Annotated in this window: 25 protein-coding genes and 4 tRNA genes; 12 read left to right on the plus strand and 17 right to left on the minus strand. The window is 68.4% G+C overall.

The genetic code is table 11. From position 1 onward, the window contains the following. Positions 1 to 35 precede the first annotated feature (35 nt). The 3 genes from IPJ59_RS18405 to IPJ59_RS18415 are packed head-to-tail and all read right to left on the minus strand — an operon-like array spanning position 36 to position 3,777. Positions 36 to 1,196, minus strand: a complete 1,161-nt coding sequence (locus tag IPJ59_RS18405) for a ComEC/Rec2 family competence protein (RefSeq protein WP_293272694.1) — start codon at positions 1,194 to 1,196, stop codon at positions 36 to 38. A 19-nt stretch (positions 1,197 to 1,215) separates the two neighbouring features. Beyond that, positions 1,216 to 3,222, minus strand: coding sequence for a S8 family peptidase (locus IPJ59_RS18410; RefSeq protein WP_293272695.1), 2,007 nt, complete (start codon positions 3,220 to 3,222; stop codon positions 1,216 to 1,218). A 9-nt stretch (positions 3,223 to 3,231) separates the two neighbouring features. Continuing rightward, positions 3,232 to 3,777, minus strand: a complete 546-nt coding sequence (locus IPJ59_RS18415) for a hypothetical protein (protein WP_293272696.1) — start codon at positions 3,775 to 3,777, stop codon at positions 3,232 to 3,234. A gap of 235 nt (positions 3,778 to 4,012) precedes the next feature. Between IPJ59_RS18415 and IPJ59_RS18420 the strand changes: the two genes are divergently transcribed. The 4 genes from IPJ59_RS18420 (at position 4,013) to IPJ59_RS18435 (ending at position 6,195) form a co-directional block, all read left to right on the plus strand. After that, on the plus strand, positions 4,013 to 4,609 hold the full coding sequence (locus IPJ59_RS18420) for a LemA family protein (RefSeq protein WP_293253078.1): 597 nt from the start codon (positions 4,013 to 4,015) through the stop codon (positions 4,607 to 4,609). Positions 4,610 to 4,725: 116 nt separating this feature from the next. Continuing rightward, entirely contained in the window at positions 4,726 to 5,388 is a 663-nt protein-coding gene (locus IPJ59_RS18425) for a TPM domain-containing protein (protein ID WP_293253080.1), read from the plus strand. A 16-nt stretch (positions 5,389 to 5,404) separates the two neighbouring features. Beyond that, positions 5,405 to 5,935: a TPM domain-containing protein gene (locus IPJ59_RS18430; protein ID WP_293272697.1), complete on the plus strand. Its 531-nt coding sequence runs from the start codon at positions 5,405 to 5,407 to the stop codon at positions 5,933 to 5,935. Beyond that, on the plus strand, positions 5,932 to 6,195 hold the full coding sequence (locus tag IPJ59_RS18435; RefSeq protein ID WP_293253084.1) for a hypothetical protein: 264 nt from the start codon (positions 5,932 to 5,934) through the stop codon (positions 6,193 to 6,195). The genes IPJ59_RS18430 and IPJ59_RS18435 overlap by 4 nt, the downstream gene beginning before the upstream one ends. Before the next feature lie 44 nt (positions 6,196 to 6,239). Here IPJ59_RS18435 and IPJ59_RS18440 read toward each other — a convergent pair. From IPJ59_RS18440 to folE, 8 genes are all read right to left on the minus strand, one after another. After that, positions 6,240 to 6,307: transfer RNA gene (locus IPJ59_RS18440), tRNA-OTHER, on the minus strand. Positions 6,308 to 6,330: 23 nt separating this feature from the next. Continuing rightward, positions 6,331 to 6,420 (minus strand) — tRNA-Ser (locus tag IPJ59_RS18445). 25 nt (positions 6,421 to 6,445) lie between these two features. Further along, positions 6,446 to 6,535 (minus strand) — tRNA-Ser (locus tag IPJ59_RS18450). A gap of 53 nt (positions 6,536 to 6,588) precedes the next feature. Next, positions 6,589 to 6,678: transfer RNA gene (locus tag IPJ59_RS18455), tRNA-Gln, on the minus strand. Positions 6,679 to 6,990: 312 nt separating this feature from the next. Next, complete coding sequence (locus IPJ59_RS18460; RefSeq protein ID WP_293253086.1) at positions 6,991 to 7,695, minus strand: SDR family NAD(P)-dependent oxidoreductase; 705 nt, start codon at positions 7,693 to 7,695, stop codon at positions 6,991 to 6,993. After that, positions 7,692 to 8,195, minus strand: coding sequence for a 6-pyruvoyl trahydropterin synthase family protein (locus tag IPJ59_RS18465; protein ID WP_293272698.1), 504 nt, complete (start codon positions 8,193 to 8,195; stop codon positions 7,692 to 7,694). The genes IPJ59_RS18460 and IPJ59_RS18465 overlap by 4 nt, the downstream gene beginning before the upstream one ends. Before the next feature lie 16 nt (positions 8,196 to 8,211). Then, positions 8,212 to 8,583, minus strand: coding sequence for a 6-carboxytetrahydropterin synthase QueD (gene queD, locus IPJ59_RS18470; protein ID WP_366524639.1), 372 nt, complete (start codon positions 8,581 to 8,583; stop codon positions 8,212 to 8,214). 35 nt (positions 8,584 to 8,618) lie between these two features. Then, positions 8,619 to 9,245 (minus strand): GTP cyclohydrolase I FolE, encoded by a 627-nt coding sequence (folE, locus tag IPJ59_RS18475; RefSeq protein WP_366524631.1) that lies wholly within the window; start codon positions 9,243 to 9,245, stop codon positions 8,619 to 8,621. A 500-nt stretch (positions 9,246 to 9,745) separates the two neighbouring features. On the opposite strand from folE, the gene IPJ59_RS18480 reads away from it, so the two are divergent. Continuing rightward, positions 9,746 to 13,075, plus strand: coding sequence for an RICIN domain-containing protein (locus IPJ59_RS18480; protein ID WP_293272700.1), 3,330 nt, complete (start codon positions 9,746 to 9,748; stop codon positions 13,073 to 13,075). A gap of 212 nt (positions 13,076 to 13,287) precedes the next feature. Here IPJ59_RS18480 and IPJ59_RS18485 read toward each other — a convergent pair whose 3' ends face one another. Together IPJ59_RS18485 and IPJ59_RS18490 are read right to left on the minus strand one after the other, a co-directional pair. Continuing rightward, positions 13,288 to 14,421, minus strand: coding sequence for a hypothetical protein (locus IPJ59_RS18485; RefSeq protein ID WP_293272701.1), 1,134 nt, complete (start codon positions 14,419 to 14,421; stop codon positions 13,288 to 13,290). An 86-nt stretch (positions 14,422 to 14,507) separates the two neighbouring features. Then, the gene (locus IPJ59_RS18490; RefSeq protein ID WP_293272702.1) at positions 14,508 to 15,506 is read right to left on the minus strand and encodes a restriction endonuclease; all 999 of its coding nucleotides are present in this window, start codon (positions 15,504 to 15,506) and stop codon (positions 14,508 to 14,510) included. Between the two features lie 291 nt (positions 15,507 to 15,797). On the opposite strand from IPJ59_RS18490, the gene IPJ59_RS18495 reads away from it, so the two are divergent. Together IPJ59_RS18495 and IPJ59_RS18500 are read left to right on the plus strand one after the other, a co-directional pair. Continuing rightward, complete coding sequence (locus tag IPJ59_RS18495; RefSeq protein WP_293272703.1) at positions 15,798 to 16,562, plus strand: winged helix-turn-helix domain-containing protein; 765 nt, start codon at positions 15,798 to 15,800, stop codon at positions 16,560 to 16,562. A 74-nt stretch (positions 16,563 to 16,636) separates the two neighbouring features. Beyond that, the gene (locus IPJ59_RS18500) at positions 16,637 to 16,855 is read left to right on the plus strand and encodes a hypothetical protein (protein ID WP_293272704.1); all 219 of its coding nucleotides are present in this window, start codon (positions 16,637 to 16,639) and stop codon (positions 16,853 to 16,855) included. A 358-nt stretch (positions 16,856 to 17,213) separates the two neighbouring features. Here IPJ59_RS18500 and IPJ59_RS18505 read toward each other — a convergent pair whose 3' ends face one another. Together IPJ59_RS18505 and IPJ59_RS18510 are read right to left on the minus strand one after the other, a co-directional pair. Beyond that, positions 17,214 to 18,011 (minus strand): hypothetical protein, encoded by a 798-nt coding sequence (locus IPJ59_RS18505; protein ID WP_293272705.1) that lies wholly within the window; start codon positions 18,009 to 18,011, stop codon positions 17,214 to 17,216. A 348-nt stretch (positions 18,012 to 18,359) separates the two neighbouring features. Continuing rightward, the gene (locus IPJ59_RS18510; RefSeq protein ID WP_293272706.1) at positions 18,360 to 19,193 is read right to left on the minus strand and encodes a DUF4280 domain-containing protein; all 834 of its coding nucleotides are present in this window, start codon (positions 19,191 to 19,193) and stop codon (positions 18,360 to 18,362) included. 306 nt (positions 19,194 to 19,499) lie between these two features. Between IPJ59_RS18510 and IPJ59_RS18515 the strand changes: the two genes are divergently transcribed. Next, positions 19,500 to 19,625, plus strand: a complete 126-nt coding sequence (locus IPJ59_RS18515) for a hypothetical protein (protein WP_293272707.1) — start codon at positions 19,500 to 19,502, stop codon at positions 19,623 to 19,625. A 259-nt stretch (positions 19,626 to 19,884) separates the two neighbouring features. Then, the gene (locus tag IPJ59_RS18520; RefSeq protein WP_293272708.1) at positions 19,885 to 20,145 is read left to right on the plus strand and encodes a hypothetical protein; all 261 of its coding nucleotides are present in this window, start codon (positions 19,885 to 19,887) and stop codon (positions 20,143 to 20,145) included. A 41-nt stretch (positions 20,146 to 20,186) separates the two neighbouring features. Here the strand turns inward: IPJ59_RS18520 and IPJ59_RS18525 are convergent, their stop codons facing one another. Both IPJ59_RS18525 and IPJ59_RS18530 read right to left on the minus strand, forming a co-directional pair. Then, positions 20,187 to 21,002: a hypothetical protein gene (locus IPJ59_RS18525; protein ID WP_293272709.1), complete on the minus strand. Its 816-nt coding sequence runs from the start codon at positions 21,000 to 21,002 to the stop codon at positions 20,187 to 20,189. A 354-nt stretch (positions 21,003 to 21,356) separates the two neighbouring features. Beyond that, a complete protein-coding gene (locus tag IPJ59_RS18530) occupies positions 21,357 to 21,671 on the minus strand; it encodes a PAAR domain-containing protein (RefSeq protein ID WP_293272710.1) in 315 nt (104 codons plus the stop codon). Between the two features lie 287 nt (positions 21,672 to 21,958). Here IPJ59_RS18530 and tssE point away from each other — a divergent pair, with 287 nt between their 5' ends. The 3 genes from tssE to tssG are packed head-to-tail and all read left to right on the plus strand — an operon-like array spanning position 21,959 to position 25,029. After that, positions 21,959 to 22,315, plus strand: coding sequence for a type VI secretion system baseplate subunit TssE (tssE, locus tag IPJ59_RS18535; protein ID WP_293272711.1), 357 nt, complete (start codon positions 21,959 to 21,961; stop codon positions 22,313 to 22,315). 3 nt (positions 22,316 to 22,318) lie between these two features. After that, complete coding sequence (gene tssF / locus IPJ59_RS18540; protein WP_293272712.1) at positions 22,319 to 24,040, plus strand: type VI secretion system baseplate subunit TssF; 1,722 nt, start codon at positions 22,319 to 22,321, stop codon at positions 24,038 to 24,040. 29 nt (positions 24,041 to 24,069) lie between these two features. Continuing rightward, positions 24,070 to 25,029: a type VI secretion system baseplate subunit TssG gene (gene tssG / locus IPJ59_RS18545; protein ID WP_293272713.1), complete on the plus strand. Its 960-nt coding sequence runs from the start codon at positions 24,070 to 24,072 to the stop codon at positions 25,027 to 25,029. Positions 25,030 to 25,414: the final 385 nt, after the last annotated feature.

The following is a 25,414-nucleotide window of genomic DNA, read 5'->3' on the forward strand; positions in this document are numbered from 1 at the left end:
ATAGCAAGGCCCATGCCACGCACGGGGCGGTGCGATTATAGCTCCTCGTCGCCGAGCTCGATCGCCAGCGAGAGCGCGCTCGCCTCGCGATACCTGATCGTGACGCCGCGCGCCGTCTGTCGTTGGGCCCACTCGTGGAAGCCGAGCAGCGCCTCGCGTCGCTCTTCAGCCCCGGCCGCGTCGGGCTTCACCAGCTTGTACGCCGCCTCGGGGAATGTACACACGACCGTGTATTGAGTGACGCCGCGGGCGACGGCCAGGCGCTCGAGCGTCTCGCGGTCCGGATTGGCGTGCTTGCCGTTGGCCGAGATGACGTAGGTGTCCGCGGTGACGCGTTGCAGCAGCTCCTCGCTGTTGTTGCGGCAGCTCCCGTGGTGGGGGAGCTTGAACACGTCGATGTGCATCGTCCCGCCGGGTGGCAGCTTGCCGGCGGCCTCGAGGCCCGCGAGGATATGGTCGCCGCGGGCGTCACCGGCGAGGAGCATGCTGCGACCGCGGCACTCGGCGAGCAGCACGATGCTGGCGAGGTTCGGCCGGCTGGTGTCGGGGGTCGCCGCGACCTGCCCGTGCGCGCTCGCCTGCTTGCCCAGGGTCGCGTCCCATTCGCGGCGAAAGTCGTCGAGCTGCTGGCGCGCCGGGCCGAGCACGGTGAGGGTGAGGCCGTCGCCGCAGGGGACCTGGACCCCGCCGTCGTCGGCCCGGGCCACGAGGTCGGCGAACTCCGCGTTGATCGCCATGCCGAGGGCGACGGCGTCGTCGTGGAGCTTGCGGCCCTCGCTGGCGCTGGCGACCACGTCGGCGCTGGTCTCGGCCTCCGAAAGGCGGTTGACGAAGTCGATCGCCCGGCGCACCTGCTGCTCGCCGAGCACGCCGTCGAAGCTGTTGTGCCACAGCTCCTTGATCACCAGCGGGGGCTCGGCCCCGGCGGCGCGGAGCTCGAGCAAGCGGCCGGTCAGCGCGACGACGCCGGCGATATGGTCGCTGTCGACGTGGGTGACCACCAGGAGCTCGACCGGCAGCGGCGCGTCGGCGGGGAACGCGGAGCGCAGCGCGAGCAGCCGCGGCAACAGGGCGGCGTCGCAGGTGGAACGGGGCCCGCCGTCGATCACCACGAGGCGCGGCTGCCTGGCGGTCCCGTATAGCAGCAGCAGGCAATCTCCCTCGCTCGCGTCGAGCGCCTCGAGTGTAAACAGCATGGTGTCGTCGCCTCGCCTTTCAGATGGACTCGAGCGCGTGCAGGATATCGAGGAGGCCGGCGCCCTGGAAGTAGCGCTCGCGCTCGAGGTCGACGGCGGCCGCGCACAAGATCCGCTTGATCTCCGCCGGACGGCCGGCGAACTCCGGGTGGCGTGACAGCAGCAGCGCGGCGGCCCCGCTCACGTGCGGCGCGGCCATGCTGGTGCCGTCCATCGCCTCCTCGCGGTTACCGGGCACCGTCGAGATCACCTTCTCGCCCGGGGCGACCAGGTCGGGCTTTTGGCGGCCGTCGCCGGTCGGTCCGCGGCTCGAGAAGTAGCTCACCCCGAAGCCGTGCGGGTCGCGTCGGTGGGTCGCTCCCACCGTGATCACCGAGGCGGCGTTGCCGGGGTCGGTGATGCTGATGCTACGATAACCCTCGTCGAGCTCGCCGTCGGTCGTCAGATAGCGCGCTCGCCCCTGGTTGCCCGCGGCGGCCACCGTGACGACGCCGCTGGCGACCACGCGCTCGCACTCCTCGCACACGGGCGTGCGTCCGCAGGCGTAGTTGGCCGCGTGGTGCAGCAGCGACAGGCTGAGGTTGACCCCGACGATCTCCAGGTGCTCGCGTCGCGCGTTGATCGCACGGATGAACTGCAGGGCGGCGATGACGGCGAATTCATTGCACTTGCCGTCGTCGTCGGCGACGCGGATATCGTAGAGCTCGACCTCCGGGGCAATACCGGTGCGCGGCTGCTCGTGCTGCGGCGAGAGCAGCGAGGGCGAGAGGTCGTCGTCGGGGCTGTCCTCGGGCCGCCAATCCGCGGCGAGGATCCCCGCGACGTGCGTCCCGTGGCGGTTCGTCGGCGGCCGGTAGCCGTCCGCGGTGTGTGGGACCCGCAGGCGATCCTCCCATTCATCCCAGTCGATGCCGTGGAGCGTCGACAGCGGCACCGCGGCTGCCTGGACCGCGCCGCCGCTGGCCCGGAACGCGCCGGCGATGCCGCCGAGCGTCTCCATCGTATGTTCGCTCAGCAGCGCGCGGGCGCGGGAGAAGTCGTAGGTGGCCAGCACGCGCGTGCCGGTGGTCCAGTCGCGCAGCACCTCGCCATTCGGGTCGCGGCGGCGAAATGCCAGGTGGGTCGCGTCGATCCCGCTATCGACGACCGCCCAGCGGACGCCCGCGCCGCGGACCCCGAAGACCTTCCGCGCCGCGTCGGCCTTGACCACGGCGGTCGAGTAGAACATCGCCAGCATGCCCTCACGGTTGCGGTTCACCCGCCACAGGCTCGCCTGCGGCCCGGGTGCGACGGGCATGCCCGTGAACAGCGCGAAGAAGGCGGTCAGCACCTCTTCCGAGCTCCCGCGGATCGCCCTGAGCTCGGCCGTCATCGCGTCCGCGGTGCCGGTCGTCAGCGGCGTGGCCCCGTCGGCCCGGGCGGCGTCCAGGCGCGCGAGCGTGCCGGCGACCTCGACGAGCCACACCAGGTCGCCGGTGATGTGGCGCGCGCGATGCTCCTGGACGGTGAGCTCGCGGCCGCTGTCGAGCGCGATCGGCAGCCTCGGTGCGCCCGCTGGTTTGCCGAGCGCGTCGAGCTCGCTGAGCAGCGCGGCGCGCAGGTGGGGCTGGGTCGCGGGGTCACGCCAGAGCGCGACGAGCTCGCCGTGGGGCGGCCCGCTTACTGGCTCGATCAGGTATTCGTGCCACCACCGACTCAGCGGGAGCGCGGCCCACACCAACTCGGCGAGGGTGAGGCTGGCGGCGACCGTGCTCTGGGTGACAGCGATGGTCGCGACGCGGGCAGGCTCGCTGCCATCGGCGCGCCGCGGACCACCGCGTAGCTGGGCGTACAGCGCCCCCGCGAGGGCGACGGCGCCGCTCTGCCAATTCGGCGTGAGCAGGAGATCCAGCGCCCCGCTGCGCAGGCCGTAAGCGATCCACACATCCGGCAGCACCGGCGAGTCCTGCGTGAAGCGGGTGCTGCGGAGCGCCCGCTGGATCATCCGTTCCAGGGCGATGCTGGCGGCGTGGATCGTCTCGTCCATCGTGGATCGCTATTGCGGGCCGCCGACGCCGAAGGGCCAGAAGCCGCGATCGAGGTATGTGCCGACGTCGTGCCAGTCGGCGCGGAACAGGAAGGTGTTACCGAGGTAATTGCTGGGCTCGGTTTCCGAGGGCACCCGCAGCTGGAAGTTGAGCGACGCGGTCGCGCCCGCGGCGATCTGCAGCCCCGCGAACGCCGGCTCGGTGAGCCGCGGAAACCGGGGATCGACGGCCTGCACGGCCATTCCAGGGTCGGCGATGAAGTTGGCCGGGCCGACGAACGCGTGGGCGAACAGACAGACTTCATCGCTGGCCGAAGGGTTGGCGATCCCGACGGTGTAGTCGATGATACCGCCGGCGCTGGTCGAGCTGCTCCAGCCCTGCCAGGTGATCATCGGCAGCGGCGCGGCGACGGGCAACCCGGCGCGGCGGACCGCCAGGCGCGCAGCAAGAGCGCCGGCATCGAGGCCGGTGAAGCGCCGGTTCGTGCCCTGCATGCGCTTGCGGTGGAGGTCGATGTCGGCGACGAACTTCTGGATGTCGATGGTGGCTGGCATGACGTGGTCCCTGGGAGTTCAGGCCAGCGAGCGTCGGCCCGCGGCGTCGCTCCTGGAGCAGCATTCATGCCACCGCGATGGCGGGCAATCGTGAGGGAAATCGAGGCTCCAGTGCGCGCGACCTGAATCGCTTGCGGCGATACGCAGCTTCTGCACGCGCTTTACGGAGGGGAGCAGCGGGTCCGCTGAAGTTTTCACTGGACGCGCTCGCACATCGGCATCATCGTGCGGACGGATGCAACGTCGCGGTCTGATCATTGGCGCCGTCGTGGTGTTCGTGCTCCTCATCGGTGGGGGTACCATCTCGACTTATAACACCCTCGTCACCCTCGACCAGGAGGTCGACAGCCAGTGGGCGCAGGTCGAGAACGCCTACCAGCGCCGCGCTGACCTGGTCCCGAATCTGGTCCAGACAGTCAAGGGTGCGGCGGCTCACGAGCGCGAGACCCTCGAGGCGGTCACCGAGGCGCGGGCGCGGGTCGGCAGCGTGACGGGCGTCGGTGCCGCAGCCGACCCGCAGGTCCTGCAGCGCTACCAGGCGGCCCAGGACCAGCTCTCGTCGGCGCTCACGCGCCTGGTGGCGGTCTCGGAGGCGTATCCGCAGCTGCGCGCCAACGAGAACTTCCTCGCCCTGCAGTCGCAGCTCGAGGGCACGGAGAACCGCATCTCGGTCGAACGTCGGCGCTTCAACGAGGCCGCGCGCGACTTCAACACCCGGCGTGAGTCGTTCCCCACGGTCGTGTTCGCGGGTGTCCTCGGGGACAGGTTCAAGGCCAAGGCCTACTTCACCGCGGCCGCGGGCGCGGCCGAGGCGCCCAAGGTCGAATTCTAGCGGGAGGGGTGACCATGCGAGGCGTCGCAGCGATCGTTGCATGGACACCGCGCGCGTCGCTGGTCGCGGGCTGGCTGGTCGCCGGGGCCGTGCACGCGGCGGCTGCCGTGCCACCCATGCCCGAGTCTGCGGTCACCGATCAGGCGGGCGTGCTGTCGCCGGAGGTCAGGGGCTCGCTCGCCCGCCGCCTGGCGCGCTACGAGGCCGGCAGCGGGCACCAGATCGTCGTGTGGATCGGTCGCAGCAGTGATGGTGTGGCGATCGAGGACTTCGCGGTCCGGGCCTTCGAGGCGTGGAAGATCGGCCGGGCTGGCCTCGACGACGGCCTGGCCGTGTTTGCGATGACCGACGATCACGCGCTGCGGGTCGAGGTCGGCTACGCGCTCGAGGCGAGCGTCACCGATCTCGCCGCGTCCGCGGTGATTCGTACGACGATGATCCCCCTCATCAAGCGCGGCGACTGGGACGGGGCGGTCGTCCATGGTGTCGAGTCGCTGGTCGATACCATCGAGGGTCGACCGGGGGCGCTGCCCGCCGACGGACGCGACGACGACGCAGGAGCGCCGAGCTTCGGCCGCCTCGAGACGATCGTCGCGCTGATCCTCGGCGGGCTGTTCCTCATCCTCCTGATCACCCACCCCCGGCGCGCCCTCATGCTCCTGCTGATGCTCGGCCGCGGCGGCATGGGTGGTGGCGGTGGTGGTGGCGGCGGCGGGGGTGGTGGTTTTCGCGGCGGCGGCGGCCGCTCCGGTGGTGGTGGGGCCACCGGCCGCTGGTGAGTTCCGGAGCGTGACCATGCTGACCCGACGCCAACTGCTGCGACTCGTGGACGCACCTGCGGTCGAGGCGGCGATCGCCCGCGCCGAGTCGCGGACCTCGGCGGAGATCCGGGTGGCGCTGGCCCCATTCTTCTGGGGCAGCATCCGCGACACCGCTGAACGTGCGTTCGTGCGGCTCGGCATCGGCTCGACACGTGCGCATAACGGTGTGCTCATCTTCCTGGTCCCGTCGCGGCGGGGCCTCGCGGTGATCGGCGACGCAGCGATCCACGCCGTGGTCGGCGCTGCCTTCTGGACCGAGGTCTGCGGGCGTCTCGAGACGAGCTTCCGCGCCGGTCGCTACACCGAGGGCCTGGTCGCGGCGATCGAGCTGCTGGGCATCAGGCTGGGCCCGAGTTTCCCGGTCGACCCCGCCGGCGACCGCAACGAGCTGCCCAACGCCGTGGTGGTCGTCGATCACATCGCGCAGAGTTCACCGCAGCCAGAAGAAGTGGGCGCAGATCCTGCACCGGGGCTCGGTCCGCGCCGTGCCACCATGCGCACATGAACAACAAATTGCAGGATGTCGCCGACGGCTTCACGGACGCGCTCTCGGAGCTCGCCCAGCTCCGCGACGAGGTCAAGGTCAAGATCCACCTGGCGAGCATGGACGCGCGCACGGCCTGGGCGGACCTGCAACCGCGGCTGCATGAGCTCGACCACAAGCTCGAGGAGGTCAACCACGTCGCCACACAATCGCTGCATGCGGCGGCGGTGAGCTTGCAAGCGAAGTTGCGTCGGCTCCGCGACGACATTGCGCAGGGCTAGCCGCCGAGCGTAGGTAGCCGCCGCGCCCTGATGAGCTGGGGATACAGGCCGCCAGGGGATCGAACCCTGCCCGCTGGATTTGGAGTCCGGCAGTCCCACCAGGAAGCAGCCTCGAAGACGAAGAGCGAACAAGAGCGGAGGGTGAGGGGATCGAACCCTCAAGGGCATTGCTGCCTCGCCTGACCTCGAACCAGGTGCCGTCGCCAGCCGTCGGCTTGACCCTCCAGAGTCATCGATAGTCTTCAGGGTGCGGAGAGGGTGAGGATCGAACTCACAAGGGCATCGCTGCCTCGCCCGGCCTCCAACCGGGTACCGTCGCCAGCCGTCGGTTGGCCTCTCCATTGTTCGTACTCACGACGCAATCGAGCGTATCCGCGGTCACGCAGAGATCGACGGAAAGGGCGGGGATCGAACCCGCAAGGGCACACGTGCCTCACCCGGCCTCAAAGCGGGCGCCGTCGCCGACCTTCGGCTTGCCTCTCCACATGCCAGCAACGATGCCAGCAACGATGCCAGCAACGACCGATCAGACGATCGGCGTCACGCGAGCGATGATCGCCACGAGTCCGCCCCGCACCATGACTGCTCGGAGCACGACCACAGCCCGGCAACGCGCGATGCGGCGGGAAGTGAGGCTCGACGGAGTTGCACGGGGGCGGTGAACATGGCGACCTTACGAGCGGCGGAACTTAGCCGCCCTCGCACGAAGTGTCAACATATTTTCATCGCCGATCATCCCGCACCTTCATGGGGCCCATCGGGTTCATGGATGCGCGCGCTGTGCTTGCGGGCCGGTCAGCCTTCGCGCTGGCCGAGGTTGGCGTGGATGATGGTGCCGTTGAGGGAGGGGTTGATGAGGGCGAAGGCGACGATGTCGGCGATCTCGTCGGGGCGCAGCAGGCGGTGGAACGAGACCATGCTGAGCACCGATTGCATGAGCTCGGGGCGGGCGCGGATTGGGTCGAGGAGGTCGGTGTCGACGAAGCCCGGGCAGACGCAGACGGTGTGGATGCCGGCGCCGAACAGGTCCTGCACGGTGGCGCGCAGCAGGCCCACCAGCGCGTGTTTGCTGGCGCAGTAGCTGAGGCGGCCGGGCACGCCCTTCTCCGAGAGGGTCGAGCCGATGAAGATCACCGACGAGCCGGGGGCGAGCAGGGGCGCGAGGCCGGCGGTCAGCTCGGCGGGGGTGACCACATTGATCCGCATCGCCCGGGTGCACGCGGCGGCGTCGAAGTCGGTGACCGAGTCGCCGATCGGGAAGGCGGCGTTGTGGATCAGGTGGACCCGGCCGGGTGCGCCGAGGCGGGCGCGCAGGGCGGCCACGGCGTCGGCGACCTGGGCGGCCTCGGCGAGGTCGACGGCGAGGTTCTCGACGCCCTCGATCGGGCATGGTCGACGGGACAGGTTGATGACGCGTCGGCCGTCGGCGCGGGCGCGGGCGGCGATGGCCTGGCCGATGCCGACGCTGGCGCCGGTGATGATGACGGTGTCCGGGTTCATGGTTTTCTCCGCCAGGTTGCGGTGCCGAGCTGTCCTGGTCCCGACGAGACCTTGACCGTGAGCTGGTGGATCGGTGCCTTCCACGGGAGCTCGGCCTCGTCGATCAAGCGGGCGCAGATGAGGCCGGCGAGCTCCTCGACGGTGACGTTGCGGATCGGCAGGACGAGCACGTCGCGCCGGGGGAACTGCAGCTGCTCGCCCACGAACTCGGCGATGATGTGCTCGCCCTGGTCGCGGAGTCGCAGGTGCGGCGAGCGGCCCGGCAGCAGGAGGTACTCGTCGAGGGCCTTGCACTGGGCGAGCAGCAGGCGCTTGTACAGCTTGTAGTCGCCCATCATGCCGTTGTCGTCGATCTCGCCGGTGAAGTGGGCCTGGACGCTGAAGTTATGGCCGTGCAGGCGTTCGCGCTCGGTCGCCGAGAAGATGGTGAAGTGCCCGGCCGAGAACTTCATGGCCTCCTTGGCCAATTCGATGGTGGTGAGCTTCACATCGCCTCGCATGGCTGGCTCCGGCGGGTCATGGTTTTTCGTGGTCGTCGCCGCGGTAGATGCAGCCCGAGGTGCAGGTCTCGCGGACGCCGACCTCGGTCAGGAGCGGCAGGGTGGGACGAAGACGGGTCCAGATCCAGCGGGCCAGCAGCTCGCTGGTGGGGTTCTCCAGGCCCTCCACCTCATTGAGATAGTGGTGGTCGAGGATGCGATGAATCGGCTCCCAGGCGAGGTCGAGATCGCCGAGGTCGAGGATCCACCCGCTGTCCTCGCCGACCTCGCCGCGGATCCGGACCTCGATGGTATAGGAGTGGCCGTGCAGGCGGGCGCACTTGTGGCCGGGGGGGACCTTCGGCAGGCGATGGGCCGCCTCGAAGCCGTATACGCGGTAGATCTCCATCATGAGCGGTGCCCCGGGTGCATCATGCGAGTGCATCAAAAGGTCACCTTGTGGCGGATCAGGTTCAGGAACTCCTGGCGGGTGTTCAGATTGTCCTTGAACACCCCGACCATCGACGAGGTCACCGTCCATGAGTGCGGCTTTTGTACGCCGCGCATGATCATGCACATGTGGCTGGCCTCAATCACCACGGCGACGCCTTGCGGCTGCAGCACGTCCTGGATCGCCTCGGCGATCTGGCGGGTCAGGCGCTCCTGCACCTGCAGTCGGCGCGCGAACATCTCGGCGATGCGGGCCAGCTTCGACAGGCCGAGCACCTTGCGGTCGGGCAGGTAGCCGATGTGTGCGCGGCCGACGAAGGGGAGCATGTGGTGCTCGCACATGCTGAAGATATCGATGTCGCGGACGATCACCATCTCGTCGTGGCCGACGTCGAAGATCGCCCCGTTGAGCAGGGCGGTCAGCGACTGCTCGTAGCCCTGCGTCAAGAACTGCAGCGCCTTGGCCGCGCGCAGGGGCGTCCGCTCGAGGCCCTCGCGGCCCGGGTCCTCGCCGATGCCGCGCAGCAGGGTCCTCACCGCGTCGACCATCGGCGCGAGGGCCTCGGCTTCGGCCGCAGCATCAGCTGCGCCCGGCTGTGAGCGCGTGGGTGTCTGGGTCATTGGCTTCGGCTCCCTCGTCGGGCCGGACGCTAACACTGGCCCGTCGGGTCCGCCGGGCGGACCGGCATGGACCGATGGCGGCTTCCTCACGCGGCCGGTGGGCGGTGGATAGGCCTGCACCTCCGACCGGAGCGCCAGGCCACGGGCTTCGAAGGTCTCGAAGATTGGGATGCAGGAGACCCCTGTCGACTCCAGTGCCACTATTGTCACGCTGAGCTGTACCAGGCTCGCTTGCCTGCGTCGTGCGATTCGCGGCTGTGGGTACGGAGCGCCGCCTTTCGCTTTCCACGGGCTTCGGATAGTCCGCACATTCGGCGAGTGCCAGTCTGGAACCGCACGATCACAGGGCCGCTCGACGCCGACGGACTCGCGGCGGGAGCGAGCGCGGCGGTGTGTTGTCGGCGATCCACGTGTCGGTCGCAGTGATCCGATCGGTCGCGGTGGGCCGCTACTTGCCGCACTCGTGGCGCCTACGTCGCGAGCCAACGACGGAGATAGCGATGAGTTGGTACGAACCGAGCAGCTGGGACGATCCATTTGTGGACCTCTACGACAAGGGCAAGTCTGTCATCGACAAGGCCGCGGACGCCGCCAAGGACGCGATCGGCGTGGCCCAGATCCTCGGCGATGGCATCGTCGATGCGGCCGAGACCGTCGGCGACGGGCTCGTGACCGCGGGCGAGGGTGTGGCGAAGTGGAGCGTGACGGCGGCCGGGGACACGGTCGATTGGTCCAAAACATCGTTCGCCGAGGTCGCGGAGTGGACGGAGAGGGCCGCCGGTGACGTCGCCAGCTTCACCGTCGAGGCCTACAAGGACGCGTCCAACGCCCTCGAGGTCGGCGCGAAGTGGGTGTGGGAGCAGCTCGCCAGTTACTTCTACGAGACCCTGCCGAAGCTCGGCGGGCTCGATCCGAAGGCGCGCGAGGTCGCGGCGTACCTGCTGAGCGATCCGGTCGCGCGTGGCATCGAGTCGCTGTGTGCCACGGCCGGCTGCGTGATCACGTTCGGCATCAAGCTCAAGGCGGTCTCGAGCATCAACATCGGTCTCTATGCATGCGGCGGCGGCTGGGGGTTCTTCGTCGACTCGCGCTTCGACAGCCTGCAGGAGATTATCTCGAGCCCGTCGCTGTCCGTCGGCGTGTCGGCGCAGGTGACGATGGTGTTCGGGCCGGTCTCGCGGGCGAGCGGGGCGCGGGCGGTCAAGCTGGGTCTCGGCCTGAAGACGAACCCGAAGGCGAAGCTCGCGGTGAGCGTCGGCGGCGTCATCCTCATGGAGGCCACGATGCCGCCGATGTTCCTCGGCGTGCGCTACGCGATGGACCTCGACCTCGATATCTTCGGCAAGAAGAAGACGGCCGACGAGGCCGGCAAGCTGAAGTGGAAGGTCAAGGTCCAGGCGCCGAAGCCGAACGGCGACTTCGTGACCGATGCGATCGGGGTCGTCGGTCCGGTGGCGGAGCTCGGGTGGGAGGAGCTGACGAACGGGCTGTCGGCGCAGGCGCCTCACTTCGACGCGGCCCTGCGCGCACGGGCCGACCCGGCCGACGCCGAGCGGATCCAGGCGACGGCCCTGGCGGCGGCGATGGCGGCGTACAGGCCGCGCTACTACGGCTCGGTCCGCACGCTGAAGGGGCAGACGGTGATCGGCACCAGCCAGGGGGCGCTCGGGCTCGACCTCGCCGGTGACCGCAAGACCGTGCAGCTCGTGGCCGGGTTGACAGATCCAACCGGCGTGTCGTTTGAGGCCGTCGGCGAGCCGCCGCTGTACTGGTGCGCCGACGCCAACGGGACGATGAAGTTGGTGCCCTACGACAAGCAGCTAGACCTCAGGGGGACGACGTTCCGCATGGTCCGTGGGCTCGCCGGCTCGGGCGCGTCGTTCGCGGTCGCGTCCGACGGCAAGGACAACCCGCGCTGCCTCGTCGCCACGCGCGTGCGCGGTGGGATCGTCACGCCGACGCCGGTGTTCTGCGCCGAGCGCTTGCTCGGCACCGAGGCGCCGACGAAGGAGGACGCGACCTTCCTCCTCGACCGGCCGAGCGATCAGCCAGAGGTCGCCGGCCCGCTGCTCCGGCCGGGCCAGTTCCTCCGCGTCGGCGAGTCGAAGCGCTCGGCAAACGGGATGTTCTCGCTGGTGCTCGCCGACAACGGGCGGCTGGCGATGCGACAGCGCACGAGCGGGCCGCTCGGCTCGCCGACCGCGTGGCTGGTCTACCAGCCGGGGCTCATTCAGGACCAGAAGCTCCCGTGGGCGTGGGCGAGCCCGCAGCCGGCGGCAGCGGCGGGCTATCACGCGATCGTCACGCAGGACGGGCGGATCGCCGTGCGCGCGGGCGCGGGCCCGGAACAGGCCGGCGCGACGTTGTGGCAGAGCGACGTCGTCGGCGCGCCCGGGCCGTGTTTCATGGCGATCACGAATCAGGGCGTGGTGACCCTGGTGCGCGGCACGCCGGAGTCGCCCGGGGAGATCGTGTGGTCGTCGGTGACCGGCGCGATCTACTGGCCGACGCGGCGGCGTCAGGTCGTGCTACGGGCGGATCGAGGGTTCGTGTCGGCGAACAACGGCGGCGGGGTCAACCCACCGGAGGCGCTGACACTGCCACCGGCGGAGCCAGTGCTGGCCGACGCGAAGCTCGTGAGCGGGTGGGAGGCGTTCGAGTTGCAGGAGCTGTGCGACGGCCACGTCGCGCTGCGGGCCCAGGGGCGCCGCTTCATCGGCGTCCAGGACGGCGGCATCGCGCTCACATGCCTGCGCGACGAGGTCGGTCCGCGCGAGCTGTTCACCCGCGAGGTGCTGGGTGATGTGAACATGCAGCCGCAGGTGATCCGCCTGCGGTCGGTCGCTACCGGTGGGTACGTCAGGGTCGGCAAGCTGCCGCTGCCGGACTTCATCAAGCTGCCGGCGCTGCTCGCAGCCGACGCGGACTCTGGGGGCGCGGCGGTGTTTCAGGTGATCGACGTCGAGCACGACTTCACCGCGCATACAGGCCGGCTGGTCCACCTGGTCGCCAGGCACAGCGGCAAGGCGCTCGAGGTCCCCGGGGGGCGCCTCGACGATGGCCTCGGTGTGACGCAGGGCCGATTCTACGCCGGCGATCACCAGAAGTGGATCCTCACCCACGTGGGCGGCGGGTGGTTCACGCTGACCAATCGCCACACCGGGAGAAACGTCGATATCTACTATGCACAGGTCGCGCCCGGGGCGATCGCCCTGCAGTGGCCGGCGCATGCGGGCGACAATCAGCGCTTCTCGCTGACGCCGCTGGGCGACGGCTCCTACTCGATCACTGCCAAACACAGCGGCCTGCCGCTCGAGGTCGGGCAGGCCTCCCCAGAGAGCAGCGCGCCGGTTGTGCAGATGTCGCCGGGTGTCGGCGCCAATCAGCGCTGGACGATCTCGCTGGCCTCGTCCGCGATGAAGGCCCCCGACGCCTTCGAGCCGGTGTTGATCACCGACCTCGATCAGCTCGTGAAGTTCGAGGCGATCCGGCTCAAGTCGTGGAAGGGCGACTATCTGCGCCGTCTCGACGCGGGCGCCGGGGTCACGTCGTCGCCGACCGGTGACACGTGGCGTCTGACCCGCAACGGCGCGACGATCTGGCTCCGCTCGTCGAAGGGCGACTGTCTGCACCGCCCGAATTCGCCGCAAGGGGTCACCACGTTCTCGATGGGCATCGGCAACGAGTGGACCCTCGAGCTGCGCGGCTCGAAGGTGCTGCTGCGCTCGTGGAAGGGCGACTACCTGCATCGCCCCGACAGCCCGTCGGGCGTGACCACCTGGTCGGCGACGATCGGCAGCGAGTGGACGGTCGAGGCGCTGATTCCGTAGTGTCTGGCGGGCGATCATCGTCCGCCGCACTGCGCCTGCTGCGGCTCGCCGCGGCCGAGGAACCGCGTCCACCGCGCTGGCGGTGAGGGAGCGTTGACCGCTCCTGGCGTCGCGGCCGGCGTTGATCGCCTCGTGCGCGGTAGCGCGCAGCAAAGGGCCCGATCATATCGATCATGTCCGTGCGAGTACCAATCTAGTCGACGGCGATCCGATCAGCACTCGAGCACGAGCACCGCCGAGGTCGGGCGAGCAAACCCGCCCTGCTTGATCCCCACGGCGATCCACGGCTCGGTCGGGTGCGCTGCGAGGCACCGCGGCGAGCCTGGCGTCGGTAGGGTCCATGCAGCCAGCAATGTGTCGCCTCGCCATAGGCGGAGCCGCCCGCCCGCATCGACGCTCACCCACCGTTGCCCGTCGCACAGCGTGCAGATTGCGATGACGCTGCGCGGCTTGTAGGTCGCCCAGGTGATCGGTGGATGCGATGAATCCGGGGACGTCGGTGGCTGCACGAACGGTGCCGAGGCCCGCTCGAGCTCGTCCGCCGGCACCGCCAATCGCACCTGCGCTGGCCCATCGCCGCCCGACCAGCGGTCGAGCTCGCCGTCGAGTCCGCCGGTCAAGAAATCCTCCTGCCCGGGCAGCGCCGCGATCGCCGTCACCCGCGCGCATGCTCGCACCGGCACGACCTCGACTGCTCCCCCGCCGACGAACGGTGCCGAGACCAGCCCCACGGCGACCTTGCCCGACTCGCGGCGCCCGAGGTCCGCGCGCCACTCGACCAGCGCGAGCGAGCCGCCGCCGCCCGTCAGAACCCGCCCGCACCGCACGATCATTCGGCTGTGTGTCAGGTGCTGGCGGCTGTCGTCGCCCCGGCATTCCAGTCGCGGCGGCGTCTCGTGCACGGAGATGCAGTCCGCCAGAAACGCCGCGTTGTGGCGCGTGATCATCGAGCTCCCCGCCAGCTGCACGCCAGTGGCGAATGGCCGCCCGATCGTGTCCTCGCTGCGGTGCACCATCACGCTGCGATGCGCGAGCTCCAGCGCCTCGACGGCGAACAGATGCGACGGGCGATAGCTCTGCCCCGAGCCGCGGGTAGCGACCGCCAAGTAGCGGTCATCGGCCGAGAAGTACACCCCCGCGATCGATGGCGCGTTCCGCTGATTCGGGATGGTGGCGAGCAGGTCGCTCGCCGCGGTGCAGCGAAACGTCCCCGTCTCGAGCTCGGCGATCATCACTCCGCCCTCGCCGTACCAGGTGCCCCCGCCGACCGCGAGGCGCGTCCCGTCGTTCGAGAACATCACGGAATATGGCGCCCACGGCGTCTCAAGGCTCCAGACGGTCCTCATCGCGGCCACGATCTCACACGCCCGGGCACCTCGCCAGCGCGACGATCGGCCTCGACGCACCGGCCTGACTTGGGGCGAGATGGCTACTATTTCTGGCGCTTGAGCTCGCCGAATTTGCCGACCTGTAGGAGCACGCCGTGGGCGGCGAGCATGTCGACGAACCTGGGGCCGTCGACGAGTTTGAGGTTCGGCTCGCTCTGGGCGGCCTGGACGGCGGGGGCCGAGAACTCCGAGGTGGTGACGAGCAGGGCCTCGGCGTAGCGCTGGCGACGGAAGGCGCCGAGCAGCTCGTCGACGTAGCGGCGGCCGACCGGGGCGGCGTAGCGCTTGGCCTGGACGGCGAGCTCGCTGCGGTGACCCCAGGCGTCGACGCGGCCGGCGACGACGTCGACCCCGCCGTCGAAGGGTCCGCCGCGCTGGGTGACGTCGAGGTAGCCCATCGCGCGGAGGAGTTCGGCGACGATCTTCTCGAAGTCGCCGGGGTCGACGCCCATCAACCATTGCAGGGTTTGCTGCTTGACGAGCGCGTTGTGGCGGGCGACCAGGGTCTCGATCTGCGGGGCGGGGTCGGCGAGCTCGAGGCCGCCGCTATTTTCCGGGGTGGGGCCCTGCACGTAGCGGCGCCACTTGATCAGGGTGTGGGCGCGGCGCTCGGCGGTCGAGTGCGAGAGGCCGGTGAGGACCTCGAGGCGGCGCGTCAGCGTGGGGAGGTCGAGCGGCTCGCCGGCGAAGAAAGAGGCGAAGGGACGCAGCGCGCGGGCCTGGGCGATGGCGTCGGCGAACACCAGGCGCTCGTCCGGCGAGCCCTCGGCCGACGCGAGCAGGCGCTGGCCGAACGAGGTGACGCACAGCTCGCCGCGCGCGTTGAACTCGACGACGCCGAGGATGACCGCGGCCTGGCGGTAATACAGGAAGTGGCGGTGGTCGACGTCGAGGAGCTCGAGCAGCGTCGCCGCGTGGTCGATGCCGTCGCGGATCGCCGCGACGAGCTGGCGGACGTTGCCGAGGCGGTCGGCCTGCGGCACGTCGAGGGTGCGGTGCAGCCGATCTACCCGCGACGAGCGGGCCTGGCGGACTCTGGCCATGTTCGAAGCTTCGCTCGAGGGCGACGGCTTCGGATACTGAATTGGTGGGGCTGGATCGAGGCGTCTGCGCGTCTGCGCGCTTAAGTCGAGACCCCCGTGCCGGAGGCTCACGGCCTGGATCCCGCCCTCGTGGCGTAGGGCAACGCGGTTAGCACCGGGGCAGTCCCAAGCCGAGCGTGAAATACAAGGCGAACGGCGCATGAATCGAGAAGCGATAACCAGTGCATGTGCGTAGGCTGCGTTTCCGCATCGATCTCGGTCCGTGTATGCTGCGCACGGACGGAGGACAGGATGGACGCACTTGATGCTGCTGAGGCCGTGCTGAGGGATGAGGGCGGACCTCTCCACTATCGGGAGATCACGGATCGTGCTCTGAAGCGACGCCTCTGGACAAGCGAGGGCAAGACACCCGAGGCGACGGTCAACTCGCGGCTGGCGGTCGACATTCAGGAACGAGGAGAAGAGTCGCGCTTCGAGCGGGTCTCACCAGGGACATTCTCCCTGCGAAATGTGCGCAAGAATGGTCGAGGAGCCCGCGGGGCTGACGCTGTCCGAACGGCACCGCATATCGTCGAGGCGCAGGATAAATCCCGACAGAAGCTGGGCGTGCAGGAGATTCGCGATCTCGCGCGTCAAATCGTCAAGGACAGCCCAGAGGGCATTCGCTATGGGCAGCTGTTGACGCAGATCCTTGATCGCCATCCAGCAACGCCTCGAAACACAGTGCAGGGATCGATTTGGAACCTCGACGTGCAGTTTCCGGCGGAAATCTTCAAGCCCGCTCGCGGGTTGTTTAAGGCTGGCCCAGCGAGCGAACCGGCGGTCGTCGCTGCGACAACGGCACGTTCTCCGGATCGCCTCAAAGAGGAGGCATTTTACGAGCCCTTCGCCGATTGGCTGAAGAATGACGCTGGTGATGCAACGGATGCGATGGCGCTCGGCGGTTCAGGGCTAGGTCTAAGTGGGGTACGCCTGATGTCATCGGTATCTACAAGCCCCAGCCCTCCGACCGAATTAAGTTCCCGCATGAGATCATCTCTGCAGAGATCAAGATAGAGCCCCAGGCACCGGTCGTGGCGTTTGGCCAGGCGGTCGCATACAGACTTTTCTCGACCAAGACGTACGTTGTCATGCCGAGGACGATCGCTACAGAAGATCGCGATCGCCTTGAGGCCTTGTGTATGTTGTTCGGTGTCGGGCTGGTTCTCTTCACGCTGAATCCTCAGCAGCCCGATTTCACGATTCGTATGCGTGCCCAGCGCTTTCCTCCGGATATGTACTTTGTTAACGAGTTCGCGGATGGTCTCCATCGGCTCGACAAGGATACATTTAATCGCCTGTTCCAATAGCGAGTGGCGATTTCGACGGATGGGTACTGAGCCGCCTCCTCGTGCGCTTCACTTACATGCGAGGGGTAGCACGGCTGATCGGTCCCTGTGCCAACGGTAACCTCGGTGAGCCAGAGACTGTACTCTCCGCCGAGCGGCGCACCCAGGCCGTCGCTGACGAAGTCGGCGACGCCCAAGAGGGCGCTTTGCAGGGCAGGCCGAGTCGCTGCCGATAGTGTCCTGGGCCACCCACGACCATACCGACCACCGAAGTGGCTGGTTCGGGTACGGATAGGGGGCGGTCCTTAATGCGGCACTTGGTGGTGCGCGTCGTCGTCGGACAGGATCTGCGTGCGCGCTGAACCGTCCCGTCCAACGCTCACATGCACATGATCGGCGCGGCGTCGTCGTCGTTGTTCGTATAGATGCACTCGAGCGTCGTCTTGCCGCCCATGCCGTCGTCGTTGCCGTTGACGGTGACGTTGCCCATGACGACGCCGTCGTGTTGGCAGCTGACGGTGACGCATTGCTCGGACTCGAGGGCGGCGTCGGTGGTGGCGACGCAGAGGATCTTGCCGTCCATGGGGTCGCCCTCGTAGAAGGCGATCTTGAGGCCGGCGCCGACGGTCTTGATGCCGCGGTTGCACACCTCGGCGGAGAGCTCGGCCGTGTTACCCATGAGTTCGCACGCGAGTTTGTCGGTGGTGATATCCGGGAGGGCGGTCGGCGGGATGTCGCCCTGCTGGTTCTGGCGGTAGTTGTTGAGCGTCGGATCGAGGAAGTTCTGGTTCCACTTGGCGGTCTGCGGGATCGTGGCGTCGTCGTTGACGTTCGTCACGTTATATGCGTGTTGGTTCCAGATGGGCCGCGAGGAGGACCAGCGGTCGAGCTGGTCGCGGAGGATGCGGACGCCGGTCTTCTTGGCGCCGATCGGGTGCTCGGCGCGGCAGGTGTTGCCGACGCCTGGGGTCATCGCGGGCGGAGCGGCGCAGACGTGGCCCGCCGTACATTCGTTGTTGTTCACGCAGCGGCAGTAGCCGGCGTCGCAGGTGTTGGACCCGCAGTCAGCACCGGACATACAACGGACGCCGCGGTGGATCGGGTCGATGGCCGGGCAGCCGACGTTGCAATTGGCGTTGGAGCCGATCACGATCTCGGTGTTCTGGTCATTGTCCAAGAGCGGGTAGGAGGCCGAATTGGCGGGCAATTCGGCCGAATTCGGGGACTTTTTGCCCGTGGTACGATTTTGGGTCGAAAATCGTACCAAAATCGTACCACGCGAGGGGGATCTCACAGCCGCGCAGGAGGGCCTCCGCGGGGCCTGCTGCGGGCTGTCTCGACAGCCCGCGGGCCGGGCGGAGGGCCACGATCTGACGGTCCGTTCCTTGGCTTCGGCGATCGACGCCGGAATCAACGGAAGGCTCCGGGCGAGCCGCTGACCCGCCTCACGACCTCGACTCTAACAGAGTCGCATAGAATAGCGCGGGCTCTGGCCTCGTGAGCTTGTCAGACGCCAGGGTGCCCTTCAGTCACCGATGAACGGGAGATGCTCGGCCAACGCCTCGCCCCCGAAACCAGCGCCGATCCCTGCCACCGTGCAGCCAATGCCAACCGCCGCCGCTGCTCCAGGTCCGCCCGCTGCGAGGGGAGCAGCTCCGGTCACGCACCCTTGCGTCACCGCGACGCCGGCCGCGAGCCCCACGGCCTTCCGCGCGGCCTTCTTGACGTCTCTCTCCCTGAGAGCCTCGATGATCTCGGCGATATCAACGGCCGAGCCGAGGACCTTCGTGGAAGATTTCATCAACCTGATGCCCTTCGCCGCCCGCCCCAGATCCTTGAGCGCCGAGGCCGACAAACTTCCCCCGCGCCTGAGCTTCTCCACATTCTCCAGCGCGGCGTTCAGAGCACCGACGGGCAGTGCGGTGACGCCTGCCAGCGTGAGCTGTTGTAGGAAGGCTTCGAGGAACCTCGGATCCGTCTCACCAGTACGCTCGATCAATTGCTGCTCAAAGCGGCTCCGCAACGCCTCCAAATTGACCGGATGCGGCCCCGGATCGACCACCGATATTTCGCCACCCTCCTGGCACCCGAGCTTCGCGTCCTCCCGCAGTGCGGAGACGCCCGACAAGACTACTTGCCCCGCGGGAGCCCAGTCGTTCGGCGTTAGCGGTATGCACGGCTTCTCGAGTCTCTTGCAGTGGCCGAACGGAAATACGTTCACGCCCGGGACATGATCCGCAACCCCACCCGCCGCGTGGAAGATCGATTCGACCTGGCTCAGCCCCAGGCAGACGAGCGACGATGGCGAGCACCCTGCGTTGCACCGAAGGGTGGCAGTTGAGACGACCAGACGTGGCATGGATCACGGAGGATAGGCGTGACTTCTCCCGGCGACCATCCCAAGTGCACTGGCATCCATCCAGTCGACGTTGGCGACTCGTCCCGTACTCGAGCCGCATCTCATCGATCTCGACGCTCTACGCCCCCGGCCGACTCACCCGACCCCGGGACCGCAAGCAGCCCATATTACCAATACAAACGCGGAGGGCTCACCGCCCTCGAGCCACACCCGCGGTCCGATGCGGGCACCTGCCGGGCGATCCCCGAGGCTGTCGCGAAGCACAATTGGGCGCTGCGGCGGGAGGCGCCGCGGCGGAGCGTCCGCGTGCTCATCCGTGCGGTCGAGCGGGCGAAGCTCGTCGCTCCGGGCGCGCTCGCCAAGTCGAGCGTGGTCCGTCTGTTGCGCGCGCACGGGCTGTCCGTCCGGCCGCTCGTCAGCAGCCTGTCCTGACCGACGTAGCCAACGACCAGACGGTCGCTCTCCTTCTGCCATTGCTACGGAGAACCCGCCAGATCGAAGCTACATGAAGCCCAAGAGTTGGTTACGCCATGGGCACCATCGCGGACGCCGAACCATTTTTCTCGTCGTAGGGGACGATTTTGCTCGCACGCGACCACCGCACCACCGCTAATGCCTGGGCACCCCAACCGGCGTTGAGGTTGCGGGGGGTGCTCGTTGCTGTAGATTGCGACGTGCCGGGAGACCGCCGATGGATCGTGCCGCTGATGTCGATCTAAATCGTGACCTGCCGCTCCGCGGGTTGACACCGGAGTCGGCGGAGCGGGGAGACTACCGCTACTTCGCCGTGACGCCGCAGCTCGGTGGAGATTTTGCGTTCAACATGGTGCTGCCGGCGAGCTGGCTGTACGTCGCGCCGACTGGGGTGATCGACCTGGACGAGGGTCCCGCGCCGCTCGGGGTGTTCACGGAGTGCTCGCGCGGATGCTGTTTAGCTGCGAGTTCACGGTGACACGCGCGCGCGTCATGACGGTGACGCCGCCCGCAGGGCGGTCAGCGCCGCCTGCGTGAATGCGAGGATGTTGGGGGGGGGGTCCAGGCGTCGCGCCGGCGGGTGACGAGGCCGGAGTGGCGCGCGGTCATGAAGCCGCCCTCGTCAACGACGGCGCGGCGGGCGGCATCGAGTTGGGTGCCGGCCACGCGGGCGACCACGAGTTCGCCGCTAGCTCCGTTGACGAGGATGTGCGCGCGTGCAGCGAGCTCGACGAGGCCGTCGACGGCGGACACGAGGACCCACTCGTCGGTGACCACGACCTCGGTGATGTAGTCGCCGGCCAGGTAGGAGACGGTGGAGCGGGCCGGCGTCTGAGAGCGGACGAGGATGGCGAACTCGGGGGCGACGGCGACGGTGAGGGCCTGCAGGGCGTCGGCGACGAGCGGGTTGTCGGGCTCGTGCCGGTGCTTCCACAGCGTGTCCATCGCAGCCTTGAGCTCCGGCGAGTCGGCGCCGGCGATGTGCTTGCCAACCAAGCGCGCGAGGTACTCGTCGCTGAACAGCGGCGCCGTGTTCGCGGCCGGACCGATGAGCACCGTCGGGTATCCGGTGGCGAGGGTGTCGGGCGGGGCCGAGGTGTCCTTGATCGGGCGGATGAAGATCTCGAAGTTGATGCCGAGGCCTGCGAGGAAGGCGCTGATCTTTCCGCCAGCGCCAGCGCGAAACCCGTCCTTCTTGGTGTAGGAGACGCCGGCGTGCGCGCGCGCCTCGACGCCGAGGAGCGTGCCCTCGACGCCGAGGCGGCCGCCGATCTCGATACCGAGGAAGGGGATCTTGAGGCCCTTGGACTCGACCGCGACCTCGCCCTTGAACACCGCCGCGCCGGCGCCAGCGTCGACGCCGATGTTCCCCTCGCCCTTCTTGGTGTCGATCGTGGCGCCGACGTTGAGATTGCCGTCGGCGGTCAGGACGTCGCCGGTGCCCTCGACTTTGCCGAGAGCGCCGGTATACTCGCCCTCTACGTTGACGGTCGATTATTTGCCGTCGACGTCGGCGGCGAGGCTGGCCTTGAAGTCGCGGAGCCCGTTGATCTCGGCACCGGCGGTGGTGCTCACCGAGTACTCGCCGTGGACGAGCTTGCCGTGGTCGCCCCAGAACGTGTCCAGCTCGCCGCTGTCCTCGGCCCAGGTCTTCTTTAGCTCGGCCTGGAGGGCTCGATCGTCGTCCTCTTATTGCTCGCCGAACTTCTTGAGCGGCTTCTCCTGGGCGCGGTCGAACTCGTGTTCGTGGCCGATCGTCCCCTCGATCGAGGGCTCCTCGCCGGGCCCGGCGCAGGCGAGTCGATCGCCGATCCGCGCCGCCTGCAGGCCGTTGATCAGGACGGTCGGCGAACCCTCCTCGATCGGTCCGCCGATGTGCTGCGGACAGATGTGGTGATCCGAGATCCGCGCCGCGGGCAGAAAACCGATAAAGACATTGCTCGACCCGGTGATGACGATACCGCCGTGGAGCGTCACATCGGTGATGCGGCTGGCAGGCGGCACGTCTCGGCTGGTTTACGACCGTGCGCGTGGCCCGACAAGCCAAGCGGGGTGGGGGGTCGCACAACGCGAGTGGGCCGGGCTGAGACACTCGCGGGTCTCGGCGATTCTTGACGAGTGTCAGATCTTGCCCAAATCGGCATTGGGGGTCGCGGCCGTTCGGTGCATCCAGTACACTGGCGTAGTGTTGATACGCTCCGCGATAAGGGATCGTCCCGTCCAGGACCAGCGGAATGTCTGGTGGTGACGCCAGGTTGTCACGCGCCCCGGCGCGCGGGCTATATCGTCGGTTGGCCGGCGGGCAGAGCAGGCGCAGCGATCAGGAGGCTGTGGTCGCTCATCTGCAGGCGATCTTGAACACTCACATCGGTGAGTCGCTGTCGTCCGCGGAGCTCGGGATCATCGACTTTGCGGACGTGGTGCACAACTTTCCGGCCAGCGCGCAGGCGCTGCTGCACAGCATTCGCGCGACGATCTTGCAGTACGAACCCCGGCTTCGCACCCTGAACATCCAGCCGGTAGCCAGCAGCGATCCGCTCGCGCTGGCCTTCGAGATCTCGGCCCGCTACGTCGACGAGCGCCGAGGCCCGTTGCGCTTGCGCACCGAGCTGTCGGTCAGCGGGAGATTCCACGTGCAGGGCTCGTGACGCATGAACCTCTCTGAATACTACGCAAGTGAGCTGACCTTCCTGCGCGAGACGGCGCGGGCCTTTGCGCAGGAGCATCCCGCGCTCGCCGCCTCGCTGCAAGAGCGCGGGACGGACCCCGATGTCGAGCGCTTGCTCGAGGGCGTGGCGTTCATGACCGCAGGCCTGCGCGCCCGCATCGACCAAGCCGGCGCCCACCTTGCCCATGGGCTCGCCGAACTGGTATTGCCGCATTATCTGCGGTCGCTCCCGGCGACCACCATCGTCGAGTTCGCGCCCAATCCCAAGACCCTCCGGGTTCGCCAGCGCATCCCTGCGGAGCGGCCGCTGCTGGCTCGCGCGGTCGATGGTACGGCGTGCCGCTTTCGTACTTGCTACCCGGTCGACCTGTGGCCGCTGAAGGTCGGTGAGGTCCGCCTCGACGACAGCCTCCCGCGGGCTCCGAAGCTCGAGGTCCAGCTCGAGCTGTTCGAGTCGGGTCGCGTCGCTCTCGCCGACCCGCAGCCGCTCCGGTTTTTCATCCACCACAGCGACACGGCGCTGGCCACCACGCTGTTGCTGTGGCTGACCCAGCACCTCACGGGGGTCTCGGTCAGCGGCGCGGCATCGACCCATCACTTACCCGCCACGGCCGTGCGCGTGCTGTCGGCGGCCGGCAGCGCGGTGGTGCCGTGGCCAGATACGGCGCCGCTCGGATACCGAAGCGTGCTCGAATTCTTCGCCCTGCCGGAGAAGTTCCACTTCTTCGAGCTCGCCGGCCTGCACGAGGTGCCGCTGGCCGACGCCCGGCTGATGCTGCAGTTCGAGTTCGACCGTCCCCCGCCGCTCCCGGGCGCGCTGGGCCCCTCACCGCTGCGCCTGCACTGCACGCCAGCGATCAATCTCTTCGAGGCGCCGGGTGAACCCGTGACCCGCGGCCCACTGACGCGGGAATCGCTGGTGCGGGCGGATGGCGTCGACCCGCGTCACATGGAGGTCTACGAGGTGCGCTCGGTCGTCGCCGTCAGCCGCACCCACGGCGGACGCCGTGCGTTCGTCCCGTTCACCCGCGCCGGCCAGGTCGTGGGCGGCACAGCTCCGGCCTTCGCGCTGCGGAGGGCGCTCTCCCCGGTCGATCGCGGCATCGACACGTATCTCTCGTTGATCGACCCACCCGACCAGCGCGCCGTCCTCGACGAGGAGGTGCTCTCGCTGCAACTGTTATGTACCAACCGCGCGCTCCCCGAGGCGCTCCACGCCGGTGATATTCAGGAAGAGCTGCGCGGCGCGCTCTACAAGGGATATGCCAACATCACGCCGGTGTCGCCGCCAGTGCGCATGGCTCTCGGCTCGGAGGCGCTCTGGCGCCTGCTCTCCCACCTCGCGCTCAATCAGCGTGGCCCCGCGGACGCCGATTCGCTCCGCGGCCTGCTACACCTCTACAACTTCCACGGGGTGGCCAACGCCCAACGCGGCCGCCTCAGCGCGCGCACGATCGACGCTGTCCGCGACGTCCGCCGCGAGGCCGTCACCCGCCTCGTCCGCGGCGTCCCCATCCGCACCGTCCGCACCACCGTCGAGCTCGACGAACGTGCCTTCCTCGGCGCCGGCCATGCTCGCCTGTTCGGCGCCGTGCTCGACGACCTCTACGCCTCGCATATCAACATCAACGTAGCGAGCGAACTGCGGACGGTGCTAAGCCCGTCCCGGATGGAGTTTACGTGGCCAGTGCGCATCGGGGACTAGAGGCCGAGGCCCAGACTTGGCTCGGCCGCGTGCTCGCTGCGCCGGCATCCTACCCGTTCCTGGCCGTCGTCGACCTGCTCGAGCGCCTGTTCCCCGGCCCCGCACCGCTCGGCACCGTGGTCGAGGCCCAGGACGAGCGCATCCGCTTGCAACACAGCAGCGCCCTCATGTGCGACGTGGGCGAGGTCGCAGCCGTCGAGCTGCGCGGCGAGCCCCCGCGTCCGACCCTGACCCTCTCATTGCTCGGCCTGTGCGGCTCGGCCACGCCGCTGCCACTCTACATGGCGGAGGAGGCCGACCTCGACGACGAGCAAGGCGCGGCCATCCGTGGCTTGCTCGATGTCCTGCACCACCGCGTACTCTCCCTGCTGGTCCTCGGCCTGCGCGCCGTCGACCTGCCGAGCTCCCTGCGCGCCGACGGCCGCGACCTGTGGACCTCACGCGTGCTCGCGTTCCTCGGCCAGGACGAGTCGAGCGCCGCACAACGCCTGCCTCGTGCGACGCTGCTGCGCCTCGCCCCGACCCTCGCCTCGGGCGTGCGCTCACCAGCGATGCTCGCCGTGGCCCTGCGCATCGCCCTCGCCGACCAGCTCGGTAACGCGACGCTGCACGTCGAACCCCTCAGCGGGGCCTGGATGCCTATCGACGAGTCGCAGTGGACCCGCCTCGGCAGCTCCAGCGCGCGCCTCGACGATACCGCAGTGCTCGGCACGGAGGTCATGCACCCGTCAGGCGCCGCGCAGGTGGTCATCGGACCGCTCAGCGGGGAGCACTATAAGATCTTCACGCCTGGATCGATCGGGCACTCGAATGTCCAGGCGTTGACGGCCGGGTTCACCCCGGAGCCGATTCATTACGACCTGGTGCTGGAGATCGAGGACTTGACGTACCCGCCGGGGATCTTGGGGCTGCGGAAGCTCGGGGAGGATCTGTGGTTGGCGCGTAGTGACCTGAAGGGGGTGCATACGCGGATGGTTGTTGGAGTGTAGAAACCTCGTCGGAGGACGTGATGACTGCCGAAGTTCGATAGCCTCTATTTTGCGAATGATGGCGTTTCGTATCCAAGCGTATGTGCTGCGGCTTAAACGAATACAAGTAGCCAGTTTCACCGAGCGCGCAGCGCCATTCGCTCCTTTGAGGCGCGATGGATCCACAGCACGCGCACGATGCTGTCGAGGGCGGTGCCATCCGTAACTCTCAATAGATGCAACGAGTACGCGTCTAAATGATACATCCAACCGACACAGTCCCCACGCAGGTCGAGGGCCTTGCCGCCCCCCGAAATCGACGTTTCCTCGTCTGGCCGACGCCCCATCTTGGCCAGAACGACCGGTGCGGGATCCGTAAAAGAGATTCGATAAGGGAGTCTCGCGG

It is taken from the genome of Nannocystis sp. (assembly GCF_016714285.1).
Lineage (GTDB): Bacteria > Myxococcota_A > Polyangia > Nannocystales > Nannocystaceae > Nannocystis.